The 21,444-nt window shown below is 71.4% G+C and carries 20 protein-coding genes, 1 tRNA gene and 2 pseudogenes; 12 read left to right on the top strand and 11 right to left on the bottom strand.

Translation table 11 applies throughout. From position 1 onward, the window contains the following. The first annotated feature begins 302 nt into the window (after positions 1–302). Entirely contained in the window at positions 303–809 is a 507-nt protein-coding gene (locus BFF76_RS18565; protein ID WP_031093413.1) for a flavin reductase family protein, read from the top strand. A 121-nt stretch (positions 810–930) separates the two neighbouring features. Here the strand turns inward: BFF76_RS18565 and arfB are convergent, their stop codons facing one another. Further along, positions 931–1,365: an alternative ribosome rescue aminoacyl-tRNA hydrolase ArfB gene (gene arfB, locus BFF76_RS18560; protein WP_031093414.1), complete on the bottom strand. Its 435-nt coding sequence runs from the start codon at positions 1,363–1,365 to the stop codon at positions 931–933. 172 nt (positions 1,366–1,537) lie between these two features. Here arfB and BFF76_RS18555 point away from each other — a divergent pair, with 172 nt between their 5' ends. Both BFF76_RS18555 and BFF76_RS18550 read left to right on the top strand, forming a co-directional pair. After that, positions 1,538–2,113: a TerD family protein gene (locus BFF76_RS18555; RefSeq protein WP_031093417.1), complete on the top strand. Its 576-nt coding sequence runs from the start codon at positions 1,538–1,540 to the stop codon at positions 2,111–2,113. A gap of 210 nt (positions 2,114–2,323) precedes the next feature. Then, positions 2,324–3,907: a M4 family metallopeptidase gene (locus tag BFF76_RS18550; protein ID WP_065848657.1), complete on the top strand. Its 1,584-nt coding sequence runs from the start codon at positions 2,324–2,326 to the stop codon at positions 3,905–3,907. A gap of 22 nt (positions 3,908–3,929) precedes the next feature. Here BFF76_RS18550 and BFF76_RS18545 read toward each other — a convergent pair whose 3' ends face one another. After that, positions 3,930–5,348 carry a M1 family metallopeptidase gene (locus tag BFF76_RS18545; RefSeq protein ID WP_065848656.1) on the bottom strand — a complete coding sequence of 473 codons (1,419 nt, stop codon included), beginning with the start codon at positions 5,346–5,348 and terminating at the stop codon, positions 3,930–3,932. 250 nt (positions 5,349–5,598) lie between these two features. Here BFF76_RS18545 and BFF76_RS18540 point away from each other — a divergent pair, with 250 nt between their 5' ends. Beyond that, positions 5,599–6,096 (top strand): hypothetical protein, encoded by a 498-nt coding sequence (locus BFF76_RS18540; RefSeq protein WP_031093423.1) that lies wholly within the window; start codon positions 5,599–5,601, stop codon positions 6,094–6,096. An 18-nt stretch (positions 6,097–6,114) separates the two neighbouring features. On the opposite strand, the gene BFF76_RS18535 is transcribed toward BFF76_RS18540, so the two are convergent. Continuing rightward, positions 6,115–6,822: a pentapeptide repeat-containing protein gene (locus tag BFF76_RS18535; RefSeq protein WP_381821887.1), complete on the bottom strand. Its 708-nt coding sequence runs from the start codon at positions 6,820–6,822 to the stop codon at positions 6,115–6,117. A gap of 108 nt (positions 6,823–6,930) precedes the next feature. Between BFF76_RS18535 and BFF76_RS18530 the strand changes: the two genes are divergently transcribed. Continuing rightward, positions 6,931–8,127, top strand: a complete 1,197-nt coding sequence (locus tag BFF76_RS18530; protein ID WP_065848654.1) for an FAD-dependent oxidoreductase — start codon at positions 6,931–6,933, stop codon at positions 8,125–8,127. A 29-nt stretch (positions 8,128–8,156) separates the two neighbouring features. On the opposite strand, the gene BFF76_RS18525 is transcribed toward BFF76_RS18530, so the two are convergent. Further along, entirely contained in the window at positions 8,157–8,633 is a 477-nt protein-coding gene (locus tag BFF76_RS18525) for a GNAT family N-acetyltransferase (protein ID WP_065848653.1), read from the bottom strand. A 37-nt stretch (positions 8,634–8,670) separates the two neighbouring features. Further along, complete coding sequence (locus BFF76_RS18520; RefSeq protein WP_065848652.1) at positions 8,671–9,582, bottom strand: aminoglycoside phosphotransferase family protein; 912 nt, start codon at positions 9,580–9,582, stop codon at positions 8,671–8,673. Positions 9,583–9,645: 63 nt separating this feature from the next. On the opposite strand from BFF76_RS18520, the gene BFF76_RS18515 reads away from it, so the two are divergent. From BFF76_RS18515 to BFF76_RS18505, 3 genes are all read left to right on the top strand, one after another. Then, a complete protein-coding gene (locus BFF76_RS18515; RefSeq protein ID WP_065848651.1) occupies positions 9,646–11,046 on the top strand; it encodes an NAD(P)/FAD-dependent oxidoreductase in 1,401 nt (466 codons plus the stop codon). Between the two features lie 221 nt (positions 11,047–11,267). Further along, a complete protein-coding gene (locus BFF76_RS18510) occupies positions 11,268–11,954 on the top strand; it encodes a TNT domain-containing protein (RefSeq protein WP_053930636.1) in 687 nt (228 codons plus the stop codon). Between the two features lie 75 nt (positions 11,955–12,029). Then, positions 12,030–12,395, top strand: a complete 366-nt coding sequence (locus BFF76_RS18505) for a hypothetical protein (protein ID WP_031093436.1) — start codon at positions 12,030–12,032, stop codon at positions 12,393–12,395. Positions 12,396–12,432: 37 nt separating this feature from the next. On the opposite strand, the gene BFF76_RS18500 is transcribed toward BFF76_RS18505, so the two are convergent. The 4 genes from BFF76_RS18500 to BFF76_RS18485 are packed head-to-tail and all read right to left on the bottom strand — an operon-like array spanning position 12,433 to position 17,276. Then, positions 12,433–13,584, bottom strand: a complete 1,152-nt coding sequence (locus BFF76_RS18500; protein ID WP_031093438.1) for an XdhC family protein — start codon at positions 13,582–13,584, stop codon at positions 12,433–12,435. Continuing rightward, positions 13,577–15,700 (bottom strand): xanthine dehydrogenase family protein molybdopterin-binding subunit, encoded by a 2,124-nt coding sequence (locus BFF76_RS18495; RefSeq protein ID WP_053930637.1) that lies wholly within the window; start codon positions 15,698–15,700, stop codon positions 13,577–13,579. Before BFF76_RS18495 ends, BFF76_RS18500 begins: the two co-directional genes overlap by 8 nt. Then, complete coding sequence (locus BFF76_RS18490; RefSeq protein WP_065848650.1) at positions 15,697–16,689, bottom strand: FAD binding domain-containing protein; 993 nt, start codon at positions 16,687–16,689, stop codon at positions 15,697–15,699. The genes BFF76_RS18495 and BFF76_RS18490 overlap by 4 nt, the downstream gene beginning before the upstream one ends. Further along, on the bottom strand, positions 16,686–17,276 hold the full coding sequence (locus BFF76_RS18485; RefSeq protein ID WP_065848649.1) for a (2Fe-2S)-binding protein: 591 nt from the start codon (positions 17,274–17,276) through the stop codon (positions 16,686–16,688). The genes BFF76_RS18490 and BFF76_RS18485 overlap by 4 nt, the downstream gene beginning before the upstream one ends. 325 nt (positions 17,277–17,601) lie before the next feature. On the opposite strand from BFF76_RS18485, the pseudogene BFF76_RS18480 reads away from it, so the two are divergent. Continuing rightward, positions 17,602–18,192, top strand: a pseudogene (locus BFF76_RS18480) (TetR/AcrR family transcriptional regulator). A gap of 55 nt (positions 18,193–18,247) precedes the next feature. Here the strand turns inward: BFF76_RS18480 and BFF76_RS18475 are convergent. Next, positions 18,248–18,322, bottom strand: a tRNA-Thr gene (locus BFF76_RS18475). Between the two features lie 177 nt (positions 18,323–18,499). Between BFF76_RS18475 and BFF76_RS18470 the strand changes: the two genes are divergently transcribed. From BFF76_RS18470 to BFF76_RS18460, 3 genes are all read left to right on the top strand, one after another. Further along, positions 18,500–19,636: an ABC transporter ATP-binding protein gene (locus BFF76_RS18470; RefSeq protein WP_065848648.1), complete on the top strand. Its 1,137-nt coding sequence runs from the start codon at positions 18,500–18,502 to the stop codon at positions 19,634–19,636. 254 nt (positions 19,637–19,890) lie between these two features. After that, positions 19,891–20,304, top strand: a complete 414-nt coding sequence (locus tag BFF76_RS18465) for a hypothetical protein (protein WP_031093447.1) — start codon at positions 19,891–19,893, stop codon at positions 20,302–20,304. A gap of 36 nt (positions 20,305–20,340) precedes the next feature. Further along, positions 20,341–21,060: a nucleotidyltransferase family protein gene (locus BFF76_RS18460; RefSeq protein ID WP_031093448.1), complete on the top strand. Its 720-nt coding sequence runs from the start codon at positions 20,341–20,343 to the stop codon at positions 21,058–21,060. A gap of 75 nt (positions 21,061–21,135) precedes the next feature. On the opposite strand, the pseudogene BFF76_RS18455 reads toward BFF76_RS18460, so the two are convergent. Continuing rightward, positions 21,136–21,444, bottom strand: a pseudogene (locus BFF76_RS18455) (hypothetical protein); the annotation flags it as partial.

Raw genomic sequence — 21,444 nt, 5'->3', positions numbered from 1 at the left:
ACCACATAGGACACGGTCTTATCGCAGTGTCACGGCCACTGAATCACAGTGAGCTGTGCAACCGGTACACAGGGTCAACAAATATTGCTCTCTGTGACTCAAGTCACAGCAGCGGTAAGGGTCACCTATGCGCTTCCAGGGGGCTGCCGTTGTTTTCCGGACGCAAACCGGTTCCTGAGTCCTAGGACCCGGCTGGTCCCCTGGTCCGATGCGGCGGCCCGCCCCGCGGCACTAGCGTGCCCGATGTGCCGCAGAAGACTTCCTCAGCCCCGCGCCCGCAAGCCGTCCCCCATGCTGAAGGGGTGAGCAACGACGAATTCCGTGCCGCCCTGTCCCGTCTGGCCGCGGGCGTGGTGCTGATCACCGCCCAGGAGCCGCCGCTCGACGAGCACGGCAGGGGCGAGGACGTCGGAATGACGGCGACCGCCTTCATGTCGGTCTCCCTGGACCCGCCCCTCGTCCTGGTGAGCCTGCGCAACGACTCCCGGATGGACGACCTGCTGGCCGAGCAGCCCCTGTGGGCGGTGTCGGTGCTCACGGAGAGCCAGCGGCACATCGCGGGGCGGTTCGCCATGAAGGGACGGATCAGCGACAGACTGCTGTTCGAGGACATCCCCTACATGCGCGGCGAGATCGCGGGAGCGCCCCTGGTGGGCGGGGCACTGGCCACCCTGGAGTGCCGCACGGAGCAGCGCGTCCTCGCCGGTGACCACACGCTGGTGATCGGCCGGGTGCTGACGGCGTCACTGCCGAGCGCGGACGGCGAGCCCCTGACGTACTTCAAGGGCCGTTACCGCCAACTGGGCTGACCGAATCCGGGACCCCCCGGGCAACCGGGCCGACCGGCTCCGGAGGCCGCCACCGGCAACCGGGCGGAGCCGGGGCAGCCGGGCCGGTCGGCTTCAGGCGCCCGGGCGGCCGGCGCACCTCCTACCAGTCGCGGCCGGAGCGTCCGCGCTTCGTGTCTCCCCGCTGCTTCTTCTCCCGCAGCCGGCGCTCGTTGATGCCGCGCGGGATCTTCTTCTTGAGGCGCGGCCTGGGCGGCGGCGCCGTGGCCTCCGCAAGGAGCGCGGCGAGCCGCACGGCGGCCGTCTCGCGGTTGCGCCACTGGGAGCGGTGCTCCGAGGCGCGCACGGACACGACCCCGCCCGTCAGACGGCTCGCGAGGCGTTCGAGCGCGCGTGCCTTCCAGACCTCGGGCAGCGCCTCGGTGGCCGCGAGGTCGAAGCGGAGCTCCACCTGGGAGTCGCTGGTGTTGACGTGCTGCCCGCCGGGCCCCGAGGACCGCGAGAAACGCCACATGAGCTCGGCCTCCGGGAGGGAGACCGAACCGCGGATGACATAGGGCCCGGACATGACACCCATGTTCCCCGCAGTACGGTCCTTCCGTCACCTTGTTTTGCGAGCGTTCGGCCAGAAGTTCGGCAAAGAAAGTAAAGCAAGCAGGAACCTCGTGGTCACTTGTCTGCGTTAGGACGGGTGACGGTAGCTTTCGTGGTGGCACGAAGCCCGCACACGACGAGGAAAGGGACTTCCCATGGCTGTAAGCCTGTCCAAGGGCGGCAACGTCTCGCTCACCAAGGAGGCCCCGGGCCTGACCGCCGTCACGGTCGGCCTCGGCTGGGACGTCCGCACCACCACCGGCACCGACTTCGACCTCGACGCCTCGGCGATCGCGGTCAACACCGCCGGCAAGGTCTACTCCGACGGTCACTTCGTCTTCTTCAACAACAAGGCGACCCCGGACCAGACCATCGTCCACACCGGTGACAACGTCACGGGCCAGGGCGAGGGCGACGACGAGCAGATCAACGTCAACCTCGCGGGCCTCCCGGCGGACATCGACAAGATCGTCTTCCCGGTCTCCATCTACGACGCCGAGGCCCGCAGCCAGAACTTCGGCCAGGTGCGGAACGCCTTCATCCGCATCATCAACCAGGCCGGCGGCACCGAGATCGCCCGCTACGACCTGAGCGAGGACGCCGCCACCGAGACCGCCATGGTCTTCGGCGAGCTCTACCGCAACGGCGCCGAGTGGAAGTTCCGTGCGGTGGGCCAGGGCTACGCCTCGGGCCTGCGCGGTATCGCCCAGGACTTCGGCGTCAACCTCTGACGTAACGGCTTTTCACGGGAGCCCCCGTCCGACTCCGGTCGGCCGGGGGCTCCCGTGCGTCCGCGTCATATAGCGGACACAAGTGAACCCCAGTCGGACAAGAACTGGTCAAAAACTTGTGTGGTAATTGTCGGCGCCCCGTCAAAAGCGTTCATTCAGTGGCACGCTCTCCGCTCGTAACCCCCCACAGGTACGAGCAACGGAGAAGGCATGACCCCCCACATGAACACCCGTCGCGCCGCCGCCCTGGCCGCAGTTGCCGCGATGGTCGTCGTCGGCGTCCAGTCGGGTACGGCCACGGCCGGCTCCAACACCGCCGGCGCCTCTTCCGCCCGCACCACCGCCGGGGCCACCACCCTCGGCATGAACACGGCGGGCCTGCGGGGCACCGCGATCCGGGCCGCGCAGGCCGATGCCCCGACGGCCGCCGAGTCCCTCGGACTGGGCAGCCAGGAGAAACTGATCGTCCGTGACGTGATCAAGGACGCCCACGGCACCGTGCACACCCGCTACGAGCGCACCTACGCCGGGCTGCCGGTCCTCGGCGGTGACCTCGTCACCCACACCGCCGCCGACGGGAAGTCCAAGGGCGTGGACAAGGCCAACGACGCCCGCATATCCGTCCCGTCGACCCAGGCGAAGGTCAAGTCCGCCGCGAGCGCCCGCAAGGTCGTCTGGGCGGGCGGCGGCAAGCCGGTCCTCGCCTTCGAGAGCGTACGGAGCGGTGTCCGGAAGGACGGCACGCCCAGCCGGCTGCACATCATCACGGACGCCACGACCGGCAAGAAGCTGCACAGCTTCGAGGCCGTCGAGACCGGCACCGGGAACAGCCAGTACAGCGGCGAGGTCACGCTCTCGACCACCAAGGGCTCCTCGGGCTTCGAGCTGGCCGACGGCGACCGCGGCGGCCACAGGACGTACGACCTCAACCAGGGGCAGACCGGCACCGGCGACCTCGTCACCGACGCCGACGACACCTGGGGCGACGGCACCGGCGGCGACCGCCAGACCGCGGCGGTCGACGCCCACTACGGCGCGGCGAAGACCTGGGACTTCTACAAGTCCGAGCTCGGCCGCGACGGCATAGGCGGGGACGGCAAGGCCGCGTACTCCCGCGTCCACTTCGGCACCGGCTACGTCAACGCCTTCTGGGACGACAGCTGCTTCTGCATGACCTACGGTGACGGCGCCGACGACAAGAGCGCGCTCACCGCGATCGACGTCGCCGGCCACGAGATGACCCACGGCCTGACCGCGGCCACCGCCAACCTCGACTACGCGGGCGAGTCCGGCGGCCTCAACGAGGCGACCAGCGACATCCTCGGCAGCTCCGTCGAGTTCTTCGCCGACAACACCACCGACGCCGGTGACTACCTCATCGGCGAGAAGATCGACATCAACGGCGACGGGACCCCCCTGCGCTACATGGACAAGCCGAGCAAGGACGGCGGCTCGGCCGACTACTGGGACTCCGGCGTCGGCGACCTCGACGTGCACTACTCCTCCGGTGTCGCCAACCACTTCTTCTACCTGCTGGCCGAGGGCAGCGGTGCCAAGACCATCGGCGGCGTCGACTACGACTCCCCGACGGCCGACGGCTCCACGGTCACCGGCATCGGTCGCCAGAAGGCCTACCAGATCTGGTACAAGGCGCTCTCCGTCTACATGACGTCGAGCACCGACTACGCGGGAGCCCGCGTCGCGACCGAGAAGGCCGCCACCGACCTGTTCGGGGCCGACAGCACCGAACTCGCGGCCGTCGACGCCGCCTGGACCGGCGTCAACGTCAAGTAACGGAAGAACCAACGGGAGCCGGTCAGCCTCTGGCGGGCCGGCTCCCGCCGCCCAGCCAGGTGTCCCACAGCTCCGTCAGGTCCAGGCCGGACTCCTCCTCGACGTACGCGGTGAAGTCGGCCGTCGAGGCGTTGCCGTGCCGGTGCGACGCCGGCCAGCCCCTGACCAGGCGGAAGAAGGCCTCGTCGTCGTCCAGCTCCTGCCGGATCCGGTGGACGACCATCGCACCCCGGCCGTACACCGGGGGCCGGGACAGGTCGGCGGCACCCGGCGGACGGGCAGCGGGGAAGGCCCAGTTCGCCTCGTCCGCGTACGCCTCCTCGAAGCTCTCCGCCACGGGAACGCCGCCGTGGTCCTCGCTCCAGAGCCACTCCGCGTACGTCGCGAAGCCCTCGTTGAGCCACATGTCCCGCCAGCTCTCGGGCGTGACCGAGTTGCCGAACCACTGGTGGGCGAGCTCGTGGACCAGCAGGCCGGTGTCCGGCGGCCCGGGGAAGAACGGCCGGTTCTGGGTCTCCAGCGCGTACCCCGCGTCGCCGCGCCGGCCCACGACCGCCCCGGCCGAAGAGAAGGGGTACGGGCCGAACCGCTTCTCGCCCCACGCGATGACCTCGGGAATCCGGGCCAGCACCCCTGCGCTCGCTCCGGCCACCTCCGGGTCGACTGCGGTGATCACCGGCAGGCCCTCCCCGGTGGCCGACTCCCGCAGCGTCCATCGGCCGACCGCGACGGTCGCGAGGTAGCTCGCCAGGGGTTCACGGCTGCGCCAGTGGAACGTGGTGCGCCCCCCGGCCGTGCGACGGGACACCAGCTCGCCGTTGGAGACGGCGCTCCGCCCCTCGGGAACGGTGACCCTGACGTCGTACGACGCCTTGTCGACCGGGTGGTGGTTCCCGGGGAACCAGGCCATGGAACCGGTCGGCTCCCCCAGCGCCACCGCCCCGTACGCGGTCCGCAGCCAGCCCTCCTCGGAGCCGTCCGGGTCGGTCACGGTGCGGGGCGGTCCGACGTAGCGCACAACGGTGCGGAAGGTACTGCCCGTGCGGAGGCGGTCCGCGACCGCGCGGTCCGGACGCAGGGTCAGCTCCGTACCCGCCCGGTTCACGGCGGCGGGCCGGCCCTCGACGGTCGCCGACCGGACCTCCAGCCCGGTGAGGTCCAGGTTGAACGCACTGAGGTCCTGGGTGGCCCGGGCGGTGATCACGGCCGTACCGCTCAGCCGGTCCGCCGTGGAGCTGATGTCGAGGGCCAGGTCGTAGTGCGTGACGTCGTAACCACCGTTGCCGAGCCGGGGGAAGTACGGATCACGCACCCCGGCCACCCCCGGGGTGCCCGCGCCGCCGCCGGGCCCCGCCGTGCAGCCGACGACCAGGGTGAGCGCGGCCGGCAGCAGGGCGGCGGCGCGCACGGTCCGGCGCGTTGCTGCCGTTGGCTGGTCCACGCCGCCGATCCTAGGGACCCACGCCACTCCTGGGGACACACGCCACTCCCCGGGGGCGCGCGGCTCCCGCGTCAGAACCCACCTGGGCCGGATCTGCGAGAAGCTCGGGTGGACACCCGGGCCCGGGCCGTCGCCGGCGGACAGCGGCTGCTCCCGGGACACCCGCACCCGTGGCCGAGGCGGCCCACCCGGGCGCCCGGTGCGATCCGGCCCGGCGCGGGGGACTCGCGCGGCATGACACCATCGGACCGTGCTCGACATCGGCTACTCCCTCTCCCGGCGCTTCCCGGACCCCCCGCAGACCGACTACCGCCGCGCGGACGTCCGCGCCCTGCGGCACGACCTGTTCTCCGGGGACGTCTACCTCGCCGACACCAAGGCCGACCGGGAAGTATCCACAGCCTGGGGATGGGTCCCCGTGCTCGACTTCGCCTGGGCACTCTGCGACATCGTCGAGCAGATCGACCGCGATCCCCGCGGCAACCGCTCGCACCGCCAGCAGTACGCCGAGCTCGACTTCACCGAATCGTCCGACCGCATGCTCTTCGAGCGCCGCTTCGGCTGGGTGGACGTCGAGGCCGACTGGATGCCCGGCGACGAGCCCCCGCTCACCTTCAGCCACTCCCTGCTGCGCCGCGAGGCCCGCGATTTCCTGCACGACCTGATCGCCGACCTCGCCGACATGCACGAAGGCCTCGCCGACAACCCCGTCGTCTGGGACCTCCAGGCCCGCTTCCCCCGCCTCTGACGGCACCCGGAGCGGCTTCTACGCCTCCACCCGCACCCCGATCTGCGCCGCGAACGCCGGAGCCAGCTCCATCAGCTGGGACGGGCTGATCACCGCCCCCGCCAGACGCTCCACACCCCGCGCGATGTCCAGCTCGGCGGCCGTCCGCAGATCGACGGACTCCATCCGCACGGCGCTGAAGTCCGCGCGCTTCAGCACACAGTCCCGGAACTCCACCCGCACCAGCCGCGCCTCCCCGAAGTCCGGCTCCGAGAGCACACACCCCTCGAACACGACGTCCTTCAGCCGTGCCTTGCGCAGATTCAGATAATCGATCTTCCCGCCCCGCACGAGGACCCGTTCCAGCACCGCGCCGTGCAGCTGCACCCCGCCCAGCCGGGCGTCCAGGACCTCCACGTCCCGCAGCGACGCCTCCGCGAGATCGGTGCCCACACCCCGCACACCCGACAGCACCGAGTCGATGAACCTGGCCCGCACCAGCTCCGCCCGGTCCAGGGCACAGCCGCGCAGCTCACAGTCCAGGAACCGCGACCCGGGACCCGACGCGTCTGCCAGGTCCGTCTCCTCGAACCGCACCCCGTCGTAATCCCCGTCGGGCTCCAGCCCCTCCCCGTCGTACGCCACGAGGGACGGCAGCCTGACCTCCGGCCGGCGCGCCACCGCAACCCCGTCCCTGGCGCCCGCGGCCCTGCTGCTCCTGTTGCCTGTACGTGCCATGCCCCCCATCGTGACGCACACCACTGACATTGATACGGCCCGGCGCCCCGATGTCACAGAACCAGCCGGCCGGACCGTCCTTCCGTAAAGAAGCGCCCACCGCGAGGAGACCCAGCCATGCAGCGCATCCACATCATCGGCGGCGGACTCGCCGGACTGGCCGCCGCCGTCACCGTCGCCGAATCACGCATCCCGGTGACCCTCCACGAGGCCCACCACACCCTCGGGGGGCGGGCCAGGACCGCAGAGGCCCCCTACCACACCAACGAGGGTCCGCACGCCCTCTACCGCCGCGGACCGCACTGGACCTGGCTCGAACAGCGCGGACTCCTCGGCCCGTTCGCCTCCGTACCGCCCCTCGAAGGCACCCGCTTCCTCTTCCGGCGGGGCGGCGCCCTGCGCAGGACCCCGCCCCTCGCCATGCTGCGCCTCAGCCGCCGCAACGCCCGCACGGCCCCCGTCGACACCGACTTCCTCAGCTGGGCCACCGGCCAGGTCGGCGACGAGGGCGCCCGCGCGGCGGCCCACTACATGGGCGTGGCCCTCTTCCACCACGACCCCGGTTCGCTCTCCGCCGCCTTCGTCCAGGAACGGCTGCGCCGCGCGACCGCACTGCCGCCCGAGGCCCGCTACCCCGTCGGCGGCTGGGCGCAACTCGTCGACCGTATGGCCGCCCGGGCCTGGAACCTCGGCGTACGCATCGAGACCGCCGGACGCATCGGCCCCCACGACCTGGCCGGCCTCCGGCGCGGCGGGCCGGTGATCGTCGCCACCCATCTGGACGCCGCCCGTACTCTGCTGGAGGACCCCACCCTGACCTGGGACAGCGGCCGGACCGCCCTGCTCGACCTGGCCCTGCGGACCCGGCGCGGCGACCCGTTCATCGTCTCCGACCTCGACGCCCCCGGCTGGATCGAACGGTTCACCGCCCAGGACCCGACCCTCGCCCCATCGGGCGAACAGCTCATCCAGGCCCAGATCCCCCTCGCCCCGGGCACCCCGCGCGCCGACGCCCTCCGCCGCGCCGAGGACCTGCTCGACCTCGGCTTCCCCGGCTGGCGCGACCGCACCACCTGGCGCCGCGAAGCACTCGCGTCCGGCCGCACCGGCGCCGTCGACAAGCCCGGCACGACCTGGCGCGACCGGCCCGCCGTCGACCGCGGCGACGGAATCCTGCTGGCGGGCGACCAGGTCGCCGCCCCGGGACTCCTCAGTGAGGTCGCGTTCAACAGCGGCATCGAAGCGGCGGTTCTCGCGGTGCGGCTCCTCGGCGGCAAGGCACCGGACGTCCCCCGCCCCGCGGCGACGCCCTGACCCAAGGCCGGAAACCGGCTCACCGTGCCTCAGGCCGCTCCGAGCTCCGCCAGCGCCCCGTCGTGAAGCCTGTACACCGTCCACTCGCTCTGGGGACGCGCACCCAGCGACTCGTAGAACGCGATGGACGGGGCGTTCCAGTCCAGCACCGACCACTCCAGGCGCCCGTAACCGCGCTCCACACAGATCCTCGCCAGCTCCCTCAGCAGCGCCTTCCCGTAACCACCGCCGCGCCGCTCGGGTCGCACGTACAGATCCTCCAGATACACGCCGTGCACCCCGCGCCACGTCGAGAAGTTGAGGAACCACAGCGCGAATCCGACCACTTCGCCGTCGTCGTCCGACACTGCCACATGCGCGTACGCGGCGGGCCGCTCGCCGAACAGGGCCTCACGCAGCTGCTCCACCGTGGCGTTCGCCTCGTCGAGGGCCTTCTCGTACTCGGCGAGTTCACGGACCATGGTGTGGATGGCAGGGACGTCTTCGGGAGTGGCTACGCGAATCATGGAGGCAGCCTAGACAGACGGGCGGCCCCGGTGCCGCTCAGTTCCGCCCCAGCAGCTGCCGGGCTATCTCCACATGATCCGCCTCCAGCCGCCGCCCACCGTCCCCGATCTCCCACAGACCGCACTGCAGCACCCGCCCCAGCGTCCACGCCCGTGCGCTCTCCCGGTCCAGCTCCAGCACTCCGGACAGCAGGTCGAACCTCCACAGCACCTCGGCCGCGTCGAACCTGTTGTGCAGCGCCGGGAACAGCTCGAACCCCGGATCGCCGGCGAGGGGCTTCGGATCCAGCGCGACCCACTCCCCCGCCCTGCCCTCCTCCGCGCGCCCGGCCAGGATGTTGCCGTAGTGCAGGTCCCAGTGCAGCAGGCGGTCCCCCGGCTCCGCCGCCACCTCACGCACGGCAGCCGCGCAGTCCAGCAGCAACCGCCGCTCGCCCTCGTCCACCAGCCCCTTGGCCGCCTCCGGCGCAGCCTCCAGCATCCGGGCGGCCGCGTCCTCCAGCCGCCGCATGCCCGGCGGAGCAGGCACACGGACCAGCCCCGCCAGCGAATCCGCGAGCACCCGCACCGCCGACCGCACATCCGCCACCCCGGTCAACGGCCGCTGCTCGTCCAGCCGTTCCAGCAGCATCACCCCGGCCGCCGCGTCATGGTCCAGCAGGCCCACCGCCCCCGCACCCGCCGCGCCCCAGACCCGTAGCGCGACCGGCTCACCCACCGTCTCCTCGTCCACCGGCTGAAGCTTCAGGGCCGCCCGGCGGCCATCCGCCTCCCGCACCACCGGGAGCACCAGCGCACACATCCCGTTCATGGCCCGCCCGTCGAGCAGCAGCCCCCACTCCTCCAGGAACCTCCCGGCCAGCCCCGGCAGCACCTCGGCGAACGCCCGCCCCTCGGCACCACTGTGAGCACTCAGATTCGCTGCCAGGTCATCCGGAACGTCGATCACACCGCGAGCCTAGAGGTACCGTCCCTCCAGCGACTCGGCTGCACACGGACAAGCAGGGGACAGATGAGCACCGTCAGTACCGCCAACGGCGGCATTTCGTTCTGGTACGCGGAGGAAGGCACCCCCGCCCCGCGCGAACCCCTGCCCGGCGACTCCAGCGCCGACGTCTGCATCGTCGGCGGCGGATACACCGGCCTCTGGACGGCCTACTACCTCAAGAAGGCCGTCCCCTTCCTCAACATCACCGTCCTGGAAGCCAAGTTCTGCGGCTACGGTGCCTCCGGCCGCAACGGCGGCTGGCTCTACAACGGCATCGCGGGCCGCGACCGCTACGCCGAGCTGCACGGGCACGACGCCGCGGTCCGCCTCCAGCGGGCGATGAACGACACCGTCGGAGAAGTGATCCGCGTCGCCGGCGAGGAGAACATCGACGCCGACATCCATCACGGAGGCGTCCTGGAGGTGGCCCACACCCCCTCCCAGCTCGCCCGCCTCAAGGACTTCCACTCCGTCGAGATCGCCTTCGGCGAGACCGACCGCGTCCTGCGCGGCGCCCGCGAGACCGCCGAACGCATCCGCGTCTCCGGAGCCGTCGGCTCCAGCTGGACCCCGCACGGCGCGCGCCTGCACCCCGCCAAGCTGGTCAAGGGCCTCGCCGACACCGTGGCGGCCCTCGGCGTCACGATCCACGAGTCGACACCCGTCACCGAGATCAGGCCCAAACACGCCGTCACCCCGTACGGCACGGTCCGCGCCCCCTACGTGCTGCGCTGCACCGAGGGCTTCACCGCGGGCCTCAAGGGCCACCGCCGCACCTGGCTCCCGATGAACTCCTCCATGATCGTCACCGAGCCCCTGACCGAGTCCCTCTGGGCCACCATCGGCTGGGACGGCCGCGAAACCCTCGGCGACACGGCCCACGCCTACATGTACGCCCAGCGCACCGCCGACGACCGCATCGCCCTCGGCGGCCGCGGCATCCCCTACCGCTACGGCTCGGCCACCGACAATGACGGCCGCACCCAGCCCGCCACGATCGAGGCGCTGCGCGACCTGCTCGTCCGCTTCTTCCCCACCACCGCGGGCACCCGCATCGACCACGCATGGTCCGGCGTGCTCGGCGTCCCCCGCGACTGGTGCGCCACCGTCACCCTGGACCGCAGCACCGGCCTCGGCTGGGCCGGTGGCTACGTCGGCTCCGGCGTAGCCACCGCCAACCTCGCGGCCCGCACCCTGCGCGACCTGATCCAGCAGGACTCCGGCCAGGCGGGCCCCACCGACCTGACCGCCCTCCCCTGGGTCAACCACAAGGTCCGCCGCTGGGAACCCGAACCCTTCCGCTGGCTCGGCGTCCACGCCCTCTACGCCGCCTACCGCACGGCGGACCGCCGCGAATCCGCGTCCACGCACCTCGGCACCGACCGTCTCGCAAAGGTGGCGAACCGCGTCTCCGGACGCCACTGACCCGCCCCGCACCCGTACGGCGCCCTCGCACCCCCTAGCCCGATCAGGAGAAAAGACGGCTCCGTACGGGTGACGGCTCGAATCCCGGACCTCACCCATGGCCGGGAACGCAATTGACTGAGGATCACCACATGGCGGCGCTCTCCTCACGGGGCGCCCTCGCGCGACCTCGACGCCCGTGCGCTCTCCGGCCGGCGCGGGAATGAGAAGGGACCAACTGTATGCGGGTGCTGCGGAACATCATCTGGAGCGCGATCGCCTCGCTGCTCCTCCTCGTCGGGCTGTCACCGACGGCCGCCCACGCCGATACCGGTGACAAGACCCGCACCGAGGCCCTCTGCCCGACCGACGGCCGAACACGGGGGACGAGCGGAGCGCCCAGCCAGCCGCTGGAGCAGTACTACCTCGACGACTGGCGGCTCGGCCCCCAGGTACTCCCGAGGACCGGCGCCATCGGCGCGATGCTCCAGGGCTACCACCGCACGGGCCCGACATCGGCGTACTGGTTCCTCGGCTGCTACTGGCAGACCAACCCGACGACGGGCGAGTCCGGTTGGTGGTACCCGGACAACAACGGCTTCGTCCTCGACCGCGCGGGCAATCCGGTGCAGAAGACCCTGACCCTCCGCGTGGGACAACTGGTCGACCTCTTCGGCAGCGGGCGCGGCAATTTCCTCGCACCCGCCGGAACGCCCTACGCCAAGCGCGCCATCCCGCCGAGCAACCTCGTCAGGTACACCGACGACTACCCGTACAGCTACCGCCTCTACAAGGTCAAGGAAGCGTTCACCGTCCAGGCCGGCCGCATCCGGCCGTGGTTCGGCCAGCCCGGTCTGGGGATCCAGTACATGACGGACAAGCGAGTCTCGGAGCTGGTCACCGACGAGAAACTCGAAGCCCTGAACTGATCACCCCCGCACTCTCCTGGGCGGGTCCCGGCACGGCCGGGACCCGCCCAGGCCGTTGGAGAAGGAAACCGCGCGATGAACAGGACAGAACTCACCGAACGCCTCCGCCGCGAGGGAGTCCCGGACGCGCTGTACGACATCCCCGGCGTCCACGGCGTCCCCGTGCAGCTGGACGCCTACTACGTCCTGCGCCCGGAGGGGAGCGCGTGGCCCGTGCTCATGCGCCAGCGGGGCCAGGACAGCGTCATCGCACGCTTCGGGACCGAGGCGGAGGCCTGCCTCTACCTGTACGACACCCTCACCGACACGCCCCCGCCCGTACCCGGCGGCGCTGAACGCGTCAACCGGCTCCTGGCGGACGCCGACGAGATCCAGCGGCGTGCGGAGGAGGACTTCGAACGGGCCCCCACCCGCGAGGACCACGAACCACCCGGCCTCTGACACCCGCGGCAGCGACCCGTTCCCGCCTCCCCGGCCGTCAGGCGGCCTCCGCCGTCTCCGCCGCATCCCGCCGTCTCCCCTCGCGGTGAATCGGCGTCGCCGAACCCGTGAGGGGGGCACCCGTCCCGCCGCGCCGGGCCGCGACGATCTCCGCCGCGATGGACACGGCGGTCTCCTCGGGCGTACGGGCACCGAGGTCGAGGCCGATCGGCGACCTGAGACGGGCCAACTCGGCCTCCTGCAGACCGGCTTCCCGCAGCTTCCGGTCACGGTCCGCATGGGTGCGGCGCGAACCCATCGCCCCGACGAACGCGACCGGCATCCGCAGAGCCTGCTCCAGCAGGGGAACGTCGAACCTGGCGTCGTGGGTCAGCACGCACAGGACCGTCCGCCCGTCGGTCTCGGTACGCCGCAGATAGCGGTGCGGCCAGTCGACGACGAGGTCGTCGGCCTCCGGGAAACGGGCCCGGGTGGCGAAGACGGGCCGGGCGTCGCACACCGTGACGTGATAACCGAGGAACTTGCCGGCACGGACCAGCGCCTCGGCGAAGTCGATCGCACCGAACACGATCATGCGAGGCGGCGGCACACGCGACTCCACGAGCAGAGTGAGACCGCCGGGGCAGCGTGTCCCGTCCTCCGCGAGGTCGAGGGCACCGGTGCGTCCTGCATCCAGCAGCGCCCGCGCCTCGGCCGCCGCCGTCCGGTCCAGCTCCGGCAGACCACCGAACGACCCCTCGTACGACCCGTCGGAGCGCACCGCCAGCGCCCTGCCCAGGAGCCCTGCCGGACCCCGGACGACCCGGGCGAGGGCGATGGGCGCGCCCGAGACCGCGGCCGACAGCGCCGAACGGAACACCTCCCGGTCAGTCGCCCGCGCGTCGACCGGAGTGACCATGACGTCGACGACCCCGCCACAGGTCAGCCCGACCGCGAACGCGTCCTCATCGCTGTAGCCGAACCGTTCGAGGACCGTCTCACCGTCCTCGAGAGCCTGGACGCACAGCTCGTACACCGCCCCTTCCACGCAGCCGCCGGACACCGAACCGACGACTGTGCCCTCGCTGTCCACGGCGAGAGCCGCGCCCGGACCGCGAGGCGCGCTGCCGCCGACGCCCACGACGGTGGCGACGGCGAACCTCCGGCCCTCCTCGGCCCACCGGGTCAGATCGTCGGCGATGTCAAGCATGCGCGCCTGCCGCGAGGACACGGTCGGGACGGATGGGCAGGCTGCGGTGGCGCACACCGGTCGCGTGCCAGACGGCGTTGGCGATCGCCGCGGCCGCCCCCACGATCCCGATCTCCCCGATGCCCTTGATCCCGACCGGGTCGCCCGGATCCGGGTCGTCGACCCAGTCCGCCTCGACCAGCGGCACGTCGGCGTTCGTGGCCACGTGATAGCCCGCGAGGTCGGCGCCGTAGAGGGCCCCGGTGTTCCGGTCCCTCACCGCCTCCTCGTGCAGGGCCATGGAGATGCCCCAGATCATCCCGCCGGTGAACTGGCCCCGTGCCGTCAGCGGGTTGACGATCCGGCCGGCGGCGAAGATACCGAGCATGCGCCGCACCCTCACCTCCCCGGTCGTCACATCCACGGCGACCTCGGCGAACTGCGCCCCGTAGGAGTGCCGCTCCGTCTGCGCGAGAGCCTCGACTGCCGCAGTGGTGTCCGACCGCACCGTCACGCCCTCCGGCGGAATCCCGTCGCTCAGTGCGAGCCGCTCCCGCAGCTCCTCCGCCGCGGTCGTGACCGCCCACGCCCACGACCGGGTACCCATCGAGCCTCCGGCGATCATGGCCGGGCCGAAGTCGCTGTCGCCGATCCGCACGCGCACCCGGTCGGTCGGCACCCCGAGAGCGTCGGCGGCGACCAGGGTGAGCGCCGTCCGGGCCCCTGTTCCGATGTCGGCGGCGTTGATCCGCACCGTGAAGGTGCCGTCCGCCTCCGCTGTGGCGGCCGCCGTGGACGCCATCGCTCCCGCGCCGAAGGAGGCCGCCGCCGTCCCCGTACCGAGCAGCCACCGCCCGTCCCTGCGCAAGCCGGGACGCGGGTCCCGATCGGCCCAGCCGAACCTGCGGGCGCCCTCCCGGAAGCAGGCGGGAAGACTGCGGGTACTGAACGGCAGCCCGGAGACCGGCCCCACCTCGGGCTCGTTGCGCGCCCGCAGTTCGATCGGATCGATGCCGCACTTCTCGGCGAGCTCATCGAGCGCCGACTCCAGCGCGAACGACCCCGGCGCCTCACCGGGGGCGCGCATGAAGGTCGGGCTCGGCACATCGAGCCGTACGACCCGGTTGGAGGTGTGGTGGGCGGGAGCGTCGTACAGCACCCGGGCCACACCCGCGCCCGACTCGATGAACTCGTGCACCGTCGAGGTGCGGCTCAGGCACGTGTGCTCCAGTGCGCGCAGCCGTCCCTCGGCATCGGCACCCAGCCGGACCCGCTGGGTCGTGGGACTCCGGTGACCGGCCAGCGAGAACAACTGACGGCGCGTCATCACCACGCGGACCGGGCGCGAGAGGACGGTCGCCGCCATCACCGCGGCCACCTGGTGCGCACGGACCCCCTTGCTCCCGAAGCCGCCGCCGACGTGTTCGGACCTCACACGCACCGAGGCCGGATCGAGCGAGAAGAGATTCGCGAGTTCGCCCGCGATCCACCCGGTGCCCTGGTTGGAGTCCACGACCTCGAGCCGGCCGCCGTCCCACAAGGCGGTCGCCGCATGGGGCTCCATCGAGTTGTGGTGCTCCTCCGGCGTGGAGTACTCGGCGTCCAGAACCACGGCGGACGCCGCCAGTTCGGCCTCCAGGTCACCCTTCCCCGTCACAGCCGGCCCGGCCGGACCGGGCAGCGTGTACGCCTCCGGGTGCTCGCCGGAGAAGGTGACGTCGTGCGGCTCCTCCTCGTACCGCACCACCAGTGCCTCGGCGGCTTCCCTCGCCTGCTCGGAGGTCTCGGCGACGACCAGCGCGACCGGCCAGCCCGCGTGCGGCACCCGGTCGTGCTGGAAGACGGCGACGGTGGGATCCGGCCGCATTCCGAGCACGCCGACGTAGTCCAGGTCGACCCGCGGGGCGTTCCCGTGGTGCAGGACGGCGAGGACGCCCGGCATCTCCAGGACCGCCGCGGCCCCCACCGAGCGGACACGGCCGCGGGTGACCGTCGACAGCACCAGCCATCCGTGCGCGAGCTCCGCGAACGGGATCTCGCCCGCGTAACGGGCCGCTCCGGTGACCTTGTCGCGGCCCTCCACGCGGGTGTGCGCGGTGCCGACGGCCTTCGTCGTGCCGGTCGTTGTCGTGGTCATCGGGTGGCCTCCTCGGCGAGTTCGCTCAGCACGGCGACGACGAGGTTGCGCATCAGTGTCACCTTGTAGGCGTTGTGCGGCAGCGGCCGGGCGGCCGCCAGTTCGGCGTCGGCCGCGGCCGCGAAGGCCGCCGCGTCGGCAGGTCCGCCGGTCAGGGCCTGTTCGGCCGTGTGCGCCCGCCACGGCCTGGAGGCGACCGCCCCGAAGGCCAGGCGAACCTCGCGTACGAACCCGTCACGGACGTCGAGCGCGGCGGCGATCGAGCCGATCGCGAAGGCGTACGAGGCCCGCTCACGCACCTTGCGGTAGCGGGAGTTGGCGGCCACCGAAGCGGGCGGCAGGGTGACGCCGGTGATCAGCGCTCCCGGCGGAAGGGCCGTCTCCAGGTGCGGGGTGTCGCCCACCGGCAGGTAGAACTCGGTGACCGGCAAGGCCCCCGGCCCGTCCGCCGTCTCGTAGGAGACGACGGCGCCGAAAGCCGCCAGCGCCACTCCCATGTCGGAGGGGTGGGTGGCCACGCAGTGGTCGGACGCGCCCAGGACCGCGTGGTTGTGGTGCTCGCCCTCGATCGCGGGGCAGCCACTGCCGGGGACACGCTTGTTGCACGGCTTCGTCACGTCGCCGAAGTAGCCGCAGCGGGTGCGTTGCAGCAGGTTTCCGCCGACGGTGGCCATGTTCCGCAGCTGCCCGGAGGCACCGGCCAGCACCGCCTGGGCCAGCGCCGGGTACGCCCGGCGCACGTCGGGGTGCGCCGCGAGGTCACTGTTGGCGACGGTCGCGCCGATGCGCAGCCCACCGTCCTCGGCCACCTCGATCCGGTCCAGCGGGAGTCCGCGTATGTCGACGAGCCTGCCGGGCCGTTCGACACCGGTCTTCATCAGGTCGACGAGATTGGTGCCGCCACCCAGGAACCGGGCGTCCGGGTCGGCGTCGAGCAGCGCGAGCGCGCCCGACACGTCTGCCGCGCGCTCATATCCGAACTCCTTCATGCCGCCGCCTCCTGGCCCTTCACGGCCTGCGCGCTCCCCGCGGCCCGCGCATGGATCCCGGCCGCGCGCTCGACCGCCTGCACGATCGACACGTACGCGCCGCAGCGGCACAGGTTGCCGCTCATCCGCTCCCGGATCTCCTCCGCCGTCAGTGGCGGTGGCCCGGCTTCAGGACGTACGTCGTCGGTGACGGCGCTCGGCCAGCCGGCGGCGTGTTCCTCGATGACGGCGACGGCCGAACAGATCTGGCCCGGGGTGCAGTAACCGCACTGATAGCCGTCGAGGTCGAGGAACGCCTGCTGCACGGGGTGCAGTTGCTCGCCCTCGGCGAGGCCTTCGATGGTGGAGATCTCCCGGCCTTCCGCCGCCACCGCGAGCTGCAGGCAGGCGACGGTGCGGCGCTGGTCGAGCAGGACGGTGCACGCACCGCACTGCCCCTGGTCACAGCCCTTCTTGGTACCGGTCAGATCGAGGCGTTCCCGCAGGGCATCGAGCAGGGTGGTGCGGTGGTCGACGGTCAGCGCGTACTTCTCGCCGTTGATGTTCAACGTGATGGCGCTGTGCGTCGACGAGGACGTCGGGGCCATGATTGATCAGCCTTCTTTCGCATTCCCGGACCACCTCACGAGGGTGCGGTCCGGCAGCAGAGGAAACGGAAGACGGGAGACGTGTCGGGGAGGAACCGGAGACGTGTCGGAGGGGGGAGGACGACGCCGCACGCGGCGTCGGCGGGCCGGAGGCGGGCGGGAGGCCCCGTGAGAGCGGGCCGGTGCCGACGGCCAGCTGTCCGTCCGGGCCGCCCACCGCTAAGGTGAACCTAACCGGACAACTGTCCGTTCACCGGAAAACGTAATGGACAGTTGTCCGCTTAGGCAAGGGCAGGATTCGGCCACGGATCCGCGAGGAGGACACGTGCGGCAGGAGAAGGACGCACCCCTGCGCTCGGACGCGCAGCGCAATCGCGAACGCATCCTGGAAGTGGCCCTGACGGAACTGACGCAGTGCGCGGACGCCCCGCTCAGCGTGATCGCCAAGAAGGCAGGCGTCGGGCAGGGCACGCTCTACCGCAACTTCCCCAGCCGCGAGGCTCTCGTCCTGGAGATATACCGCTACGAGATGCAGCAGGTGGCCGACGCCGCGACCGAGCTCATCAGGACCCACGAACCCGACCGGGCCCTGCGCGAGTGAATGGACCACCTCGCACGCTTCAGCATGACCAAAGCCGGCCTGGCGGACGCGATCCGCCAGGCCACCGGCGCACCGGGCAGCCCGGCCAAGCCGGGGCACACCCCGGTGATGTCCGCGGCGGAACTCCTGCTCCGCGCCAACGAGGAGGCGGGCACCATCCGCCCGGGAGTGACCGCCGACGACTTCGTCCTCGCCATAGCCGGACTCTGGCAGCTCGACCCCCACAGCGACTGGCAACCGCGCGCCGCCCGCCTCCTGGACCTCGTCATGGACGGACTGCGCGCGGGGGCCTCCGGCGGGGCAGGGCCAAGATAGGGGGGAAAGCAGCGGAAAGCCCAGGTCAGAGGGTTCCTGACCTGGGCTTTCGTCGAGCCCCCTATCGGATTCGAACCGATGACCTACGCATTACAAGTGCGTTGCTCTGGCCGGACTGAGCTAAGGAGGCGTGCGGGAGCAGTGTAACCAACGCCGGGACCGGAACCTGCTCGATTTCCGGAACCTCGGACTACTGACAGATTCGAAAACGCCAGGTAGCGTCACCTCAGGTTCACTCCAGTGGACCACACCACTCCCTTACTCGGATCGTCCGGCACGTTCCTGCCGGTGGAGGAGAAGAATCGCCATGGCCAGTGTCACGTTCGACAAGGCGTCCCGCGTCTACCCCGGCTCCACGAAGCCGGCTGTGGACCAGCTCGAGATCGACATCGAGGACGGCGAGTTCCTCGTCCTCGTCGGTCCTTCCGGTTGCGGCAAGTCGACCTCCCTGCGCATGCTCGCGGGTCTCGAGGACGTCAACGGCGGCGCGATCCGCATCGGTGACCGCGACGTCACGCACCTGCCCCCCAAGGACCGGGACATCGCCATGGTGTTCCAGAACTACGCGCTCTACCCGCACATGTCCGTCGCGGACAACATGGGCTTCGCGCTGAAGATCGCCGGGATCAACAGGACGGAGATCCGGGCGAAGGTCGAAGAGGCCGCCAAGATGCTGGACCTCACCGACTACCTGGACCGCAAGCCGAAGGCGCTCTCCGGTGGTCAGCGTCAGCGTGTGGCGATGGGCCGCGCCATCGTGCGTGAGCCGCAGGTCTTCCTCATGGACGAGCCGCTGTCGAACCTCGACGCCAAGCTCCGTGTCTCGACGCGTACGCAGATCGCGTCCCTGCAGCGCCGCCTCGGCATCACCACCGTGTACGTCACCCACGACCAGGTCGAGGCCCTCACCATGGGTGACCGCGTCGCGGTCCTCAAGGACGGTCTCCTCCAGCAGGTCGACTCGCCGCGCAACATGTACGACCGCCCGGCGAACCTCTTCGTGGCCGGCTTCATCGGCTCCCCGGCGATGAACCTCGTCGAGGTCCCGATCACCGACGGCGGCGTGAAGTTCGGCAACAGCGTCGTCCCGGTCTCCCGTGAGGCGCTCTCCGCCGCCGCCGACCGCGGCGACCGCACCGTCACGGTCGGCATCCGCCCCGAGCACTTCGACATCGTCGAGCACGGTGGCGCCGCGGCGGCCGGCCTCTCCAAGGCCTCCTCCGACGCCCCGGCCGGTCTGGCCGTCTCCGTCAACGTGGTCGAGGAGCTCGGCGCCGACGGCTTCGTCTACGGTGGCGCGCAGGTCGGTGGCGAGCACAAGGACCTGGTCGTCCGCGTCGGCGGCCGCGCCGTTCCGGAGAAGGGCACCGAGCTCCACGTCGTGCCGCGCCCGGAAGAGCTGCACGTCTTCGCCACGTCGACCGGTGAGCGCCTGACCGCCTGATCCACCGCCTGATCCGTCCGATCCGGCGCTACGGCCCCGCGTCCCTTCGAGGACGCGGGGCCGTTCGCATGTCGCGGGGCCGTTCGCGTGTCGCGGGACTGAATCGGGTTTGGCCCGGCCGGGCGCCAAATACCCTGGCACAGCGGTCAATTCACCCAGCACGTCAACGCCTGATTCGAAAAGGCCTCTCGAACCATCCCCCGCAGGGGTGACGAAATGTCGCCAATCCATCACCGACCGCTACGCTCGCCTGCGTGACCCACACCGCGCGCCGCATCGGCCGAACCCTAGCTCTCGTACTGCCCGTCGTCATGGTTCTGTCCGGGACCCTCGCGGTCACCCGTGTGCAGTGGTCGGGGCAGGACACCGAGACCCAGCTGCTGACCGCCGCCTCGGAGACCGTAGCCAAGCAGGCGAAGGCCCGGGCCCCTCATGACGTTCTGCGGGACAAGCTCCTGCTGGAGCTCCGTGAGAAGGATCCGGGTGTCGCGCTGACGAGCCTCCAGCGCACCGTCGAGGGGCGGCCCTCCCTGGCGAGGCACTGCATGTCGATCGCCAAGGCACTCGGCAAGGCAGCGGTCGACCAGTACGGCCCGACGCGTGCCCACCGTTTCTCCCGTCCGGTCTGCGACACCTCGTTCGCCTCGGGCGTCGCACAGTTCAGCTGAGCAGGGGGTGCCCGGGCACGGCATATCGTGCCTGGCATGCATACGTATCCGACGCAGGCCGTGATCCTGGCTGGTGGTCAGGGCTCGCGGCTGCGCCCGTACACCGATGACCGCCCCAAGCCGATGGTCGAGATCCCGGGGACCGGGACCCCGATCATCGGCCATCAGCTGTCCTGGCTGGCCGCCGAGGGCGTCACCGACGCCGTGATCTCGTGCGGCCATCTTGCCGATGTGCTGCAGGAGTGGCTGGCCTCGGCCGATCTTCCGTTGCGCGTCACGACCGTCGTCGAGACCGAGCCCTTGGGCCGGGGCGGCGGTCTCAGGCATGCCGCGAGAAGGCTGCCCCATCCGTCGGAACCCTGGTATGCGACCAACGGCGACATCTGGACGCGCTTCTCGCTGCGGGAGATGGCCGCGTTCCACGCCGAGCGGGACGCCACCGCGACGCTGGCGCTCGCCCGGCCGCGGATCCCGTGGGGCGCCGTGGAGACCGACGCGTTCGGTCACATCACCGACTTCATCGAGTCGCCGCCTTCGCCGTACCTGATCAACGCGGGCGTGTATGTCTTCGCGCCCGCCTTCACCGCGATGCTGCCGGAGCGCGGCGATCACGAGCGGACGACCTTCCCCCGGCTGGCCCGTGAGCGCCGGCTGGCAGGGTTCCCGCTGCCGCACGGGGCCTACTGGCGGGCGATCGACACCGCGAAGGACCTCACGGAGGCGGCGAGGGAGCTGGGCGCCCACACGGGCGGCTGACGCGGGGCGCCGTACGAATGCGAGGGCGGTCACCGGATGTCCGGTGACCGCCCTCGCGGCGTGCGGTGCCCCGCGTCAGCCGAGCAGGCCACCGATGGGGTTCTGGCCGGCGCCGCCGGAGGAGCCGCCGTCGGAGCCGCCCGTGGAACCGCCGTCGTCAACACCGCCGGTCGTGCCGCCTGCGCCGTCGGAACCGGAGGAGCTGGGCCCCGGGTCGCCCGCCGGGGGCTCCTGCGGGGCAGGCTCCTGCGGGGGTGCCTGACCGGTGCCCTGGGTCTGGCTGGGCCGGCCCGTGCCCGCCCCTGCCGTCGGTCCGGATTCGCGTCCGGCCGCGGAGCCCGGGGTGGACTCGGTCGCCGACGGGGTGCCGGGGGCGCTGGAGGG

Source organism: Streptomyces mutomycini, assembly GCF_001700505.1.
GTDB classification, from domain to species: Bacteria; Actinomycetota; Actinomycetes; order Streptomycetales; family Streptomycetaceae; genus Streptomyces; species Streptomyces mutomycini.
This window is presented reverse-complemented; position numbering and strand designations above follow the sequence as displayed.

What these genes read in the sequence shown, in the direction of transcription:
- arfB (WP_031093414.1), bottom strand. Translation starts at nt 1,365, where the DNA reads ATGGGTGTCATGTCCGGGCCCTATGTCATCCGCGGTTCGGTCTCCCTC.
- BFF76_RS18555 (WP_031093417.1), top strand. Translation starts at nt 1,538, where the DNA reads ATGGCTGTAAGCCTGTCCAAGGGCGGCAACGTCTCGCTCACCAAGGAG.
- BFF76_RS18550 (WP_065848657.1), top strand. Translation starts at nt 2,324, where the DNA reads ATGACCCCCCACATGAACACCCGTCGCGCCGCCGCCCTGGCCGCAGTT.
- BFF76_RS18535 (WP_381821887.1), bottom strand. Translation starts at nt 6,822, where the DNA reads ATGGGGGGCATGGCACGTACAGGCAACAGGAGCAGCAGGGCCGCGGGC.
- BFF76_RS18530 (WP_065848654.1), top strand. Translation starts at nt 6,931, where the DNA reads ATGCAGCGCATCCACATCATCGGCGGCGGACTCGCCGGACTGGCCGCC.
- BFF76_RS18525 (WP_065848653.1), bottom strand. Translation starts at nt 8,633, where the DNA reads ATGATTCGCGTAGCCACTCCCGAAGACGTCCCTGCCATCCACACCATG.
- BFF76_RS18515 (WP_065848651.1), top strand. Translation starts at nt 9,646, where the DNA reads ATGAGCACCGTCAGTACCGCCAACGGCGGCATTTCGTTCTGGTACGCG.
- BFF76_RS18510 (WP_053930636.1), top strand. Translation starts at nt 11,268, where the DNA reads ATGCGGGTGCTGCGGAACATCATCTGGAGCGCGATCGCCTCGCTGCTC.
- BFF76_RS18505 (WP_031093436.1), top strand. Translation starts at nt 12,030, where the DNA reads ATGAACAGGACAGAACTCACCGAACGCCTCCGCCGCGAGGGAGTCCCG.
- BFF76_RS18500 (WP_031093438.1), bottom strand. Translation starts at nt 13,584, where the DNA reads ATGCTTGACATCGCCGACGATCTGACCCGGTGGGCCGAGGAGGGCCGG.
- BFF76_RS18495 (WP_053930637.1), bottom strand. Translation starts at nt 15,700, where the DNA reads ATGACCACGACAACGACCGGCACGACGAAGGCCGTCGGCACCGCGCAC.
- BFF76_RS18490 (WP_065848650.1), bottom strand. Translation starts at nt 16,689, where the DNA reads ATGAAGGAGTTCGGATATGAGCGCGCGGCAGACGTGTCGGGCGCGCTC.
- BFF76_RS18485 (WP_065848649.1), bottom strand. Translation starts at nt 17,276, where the DNA reads ATGGCCCCGACGTCCTCGTCGACGCACAGCGCCATCACGTTGAACATC.
- BFF76_RS18470 (WP_065848648.1), top strand. Translation starts at nt 18,500, where the DNA reads ATGGCCAGTGTCACGTTCGACAAGGCGTCCCGCGTCTACCCCGGCTCC.
- BFF76_RS18460 (WP_031093448.1), top strand. Translation starts at nt 20,341, where the DNA reads ATGCATACGTATCCGACGCAGGCCGTGATCCTGGCTGGTGGTCAGGGC.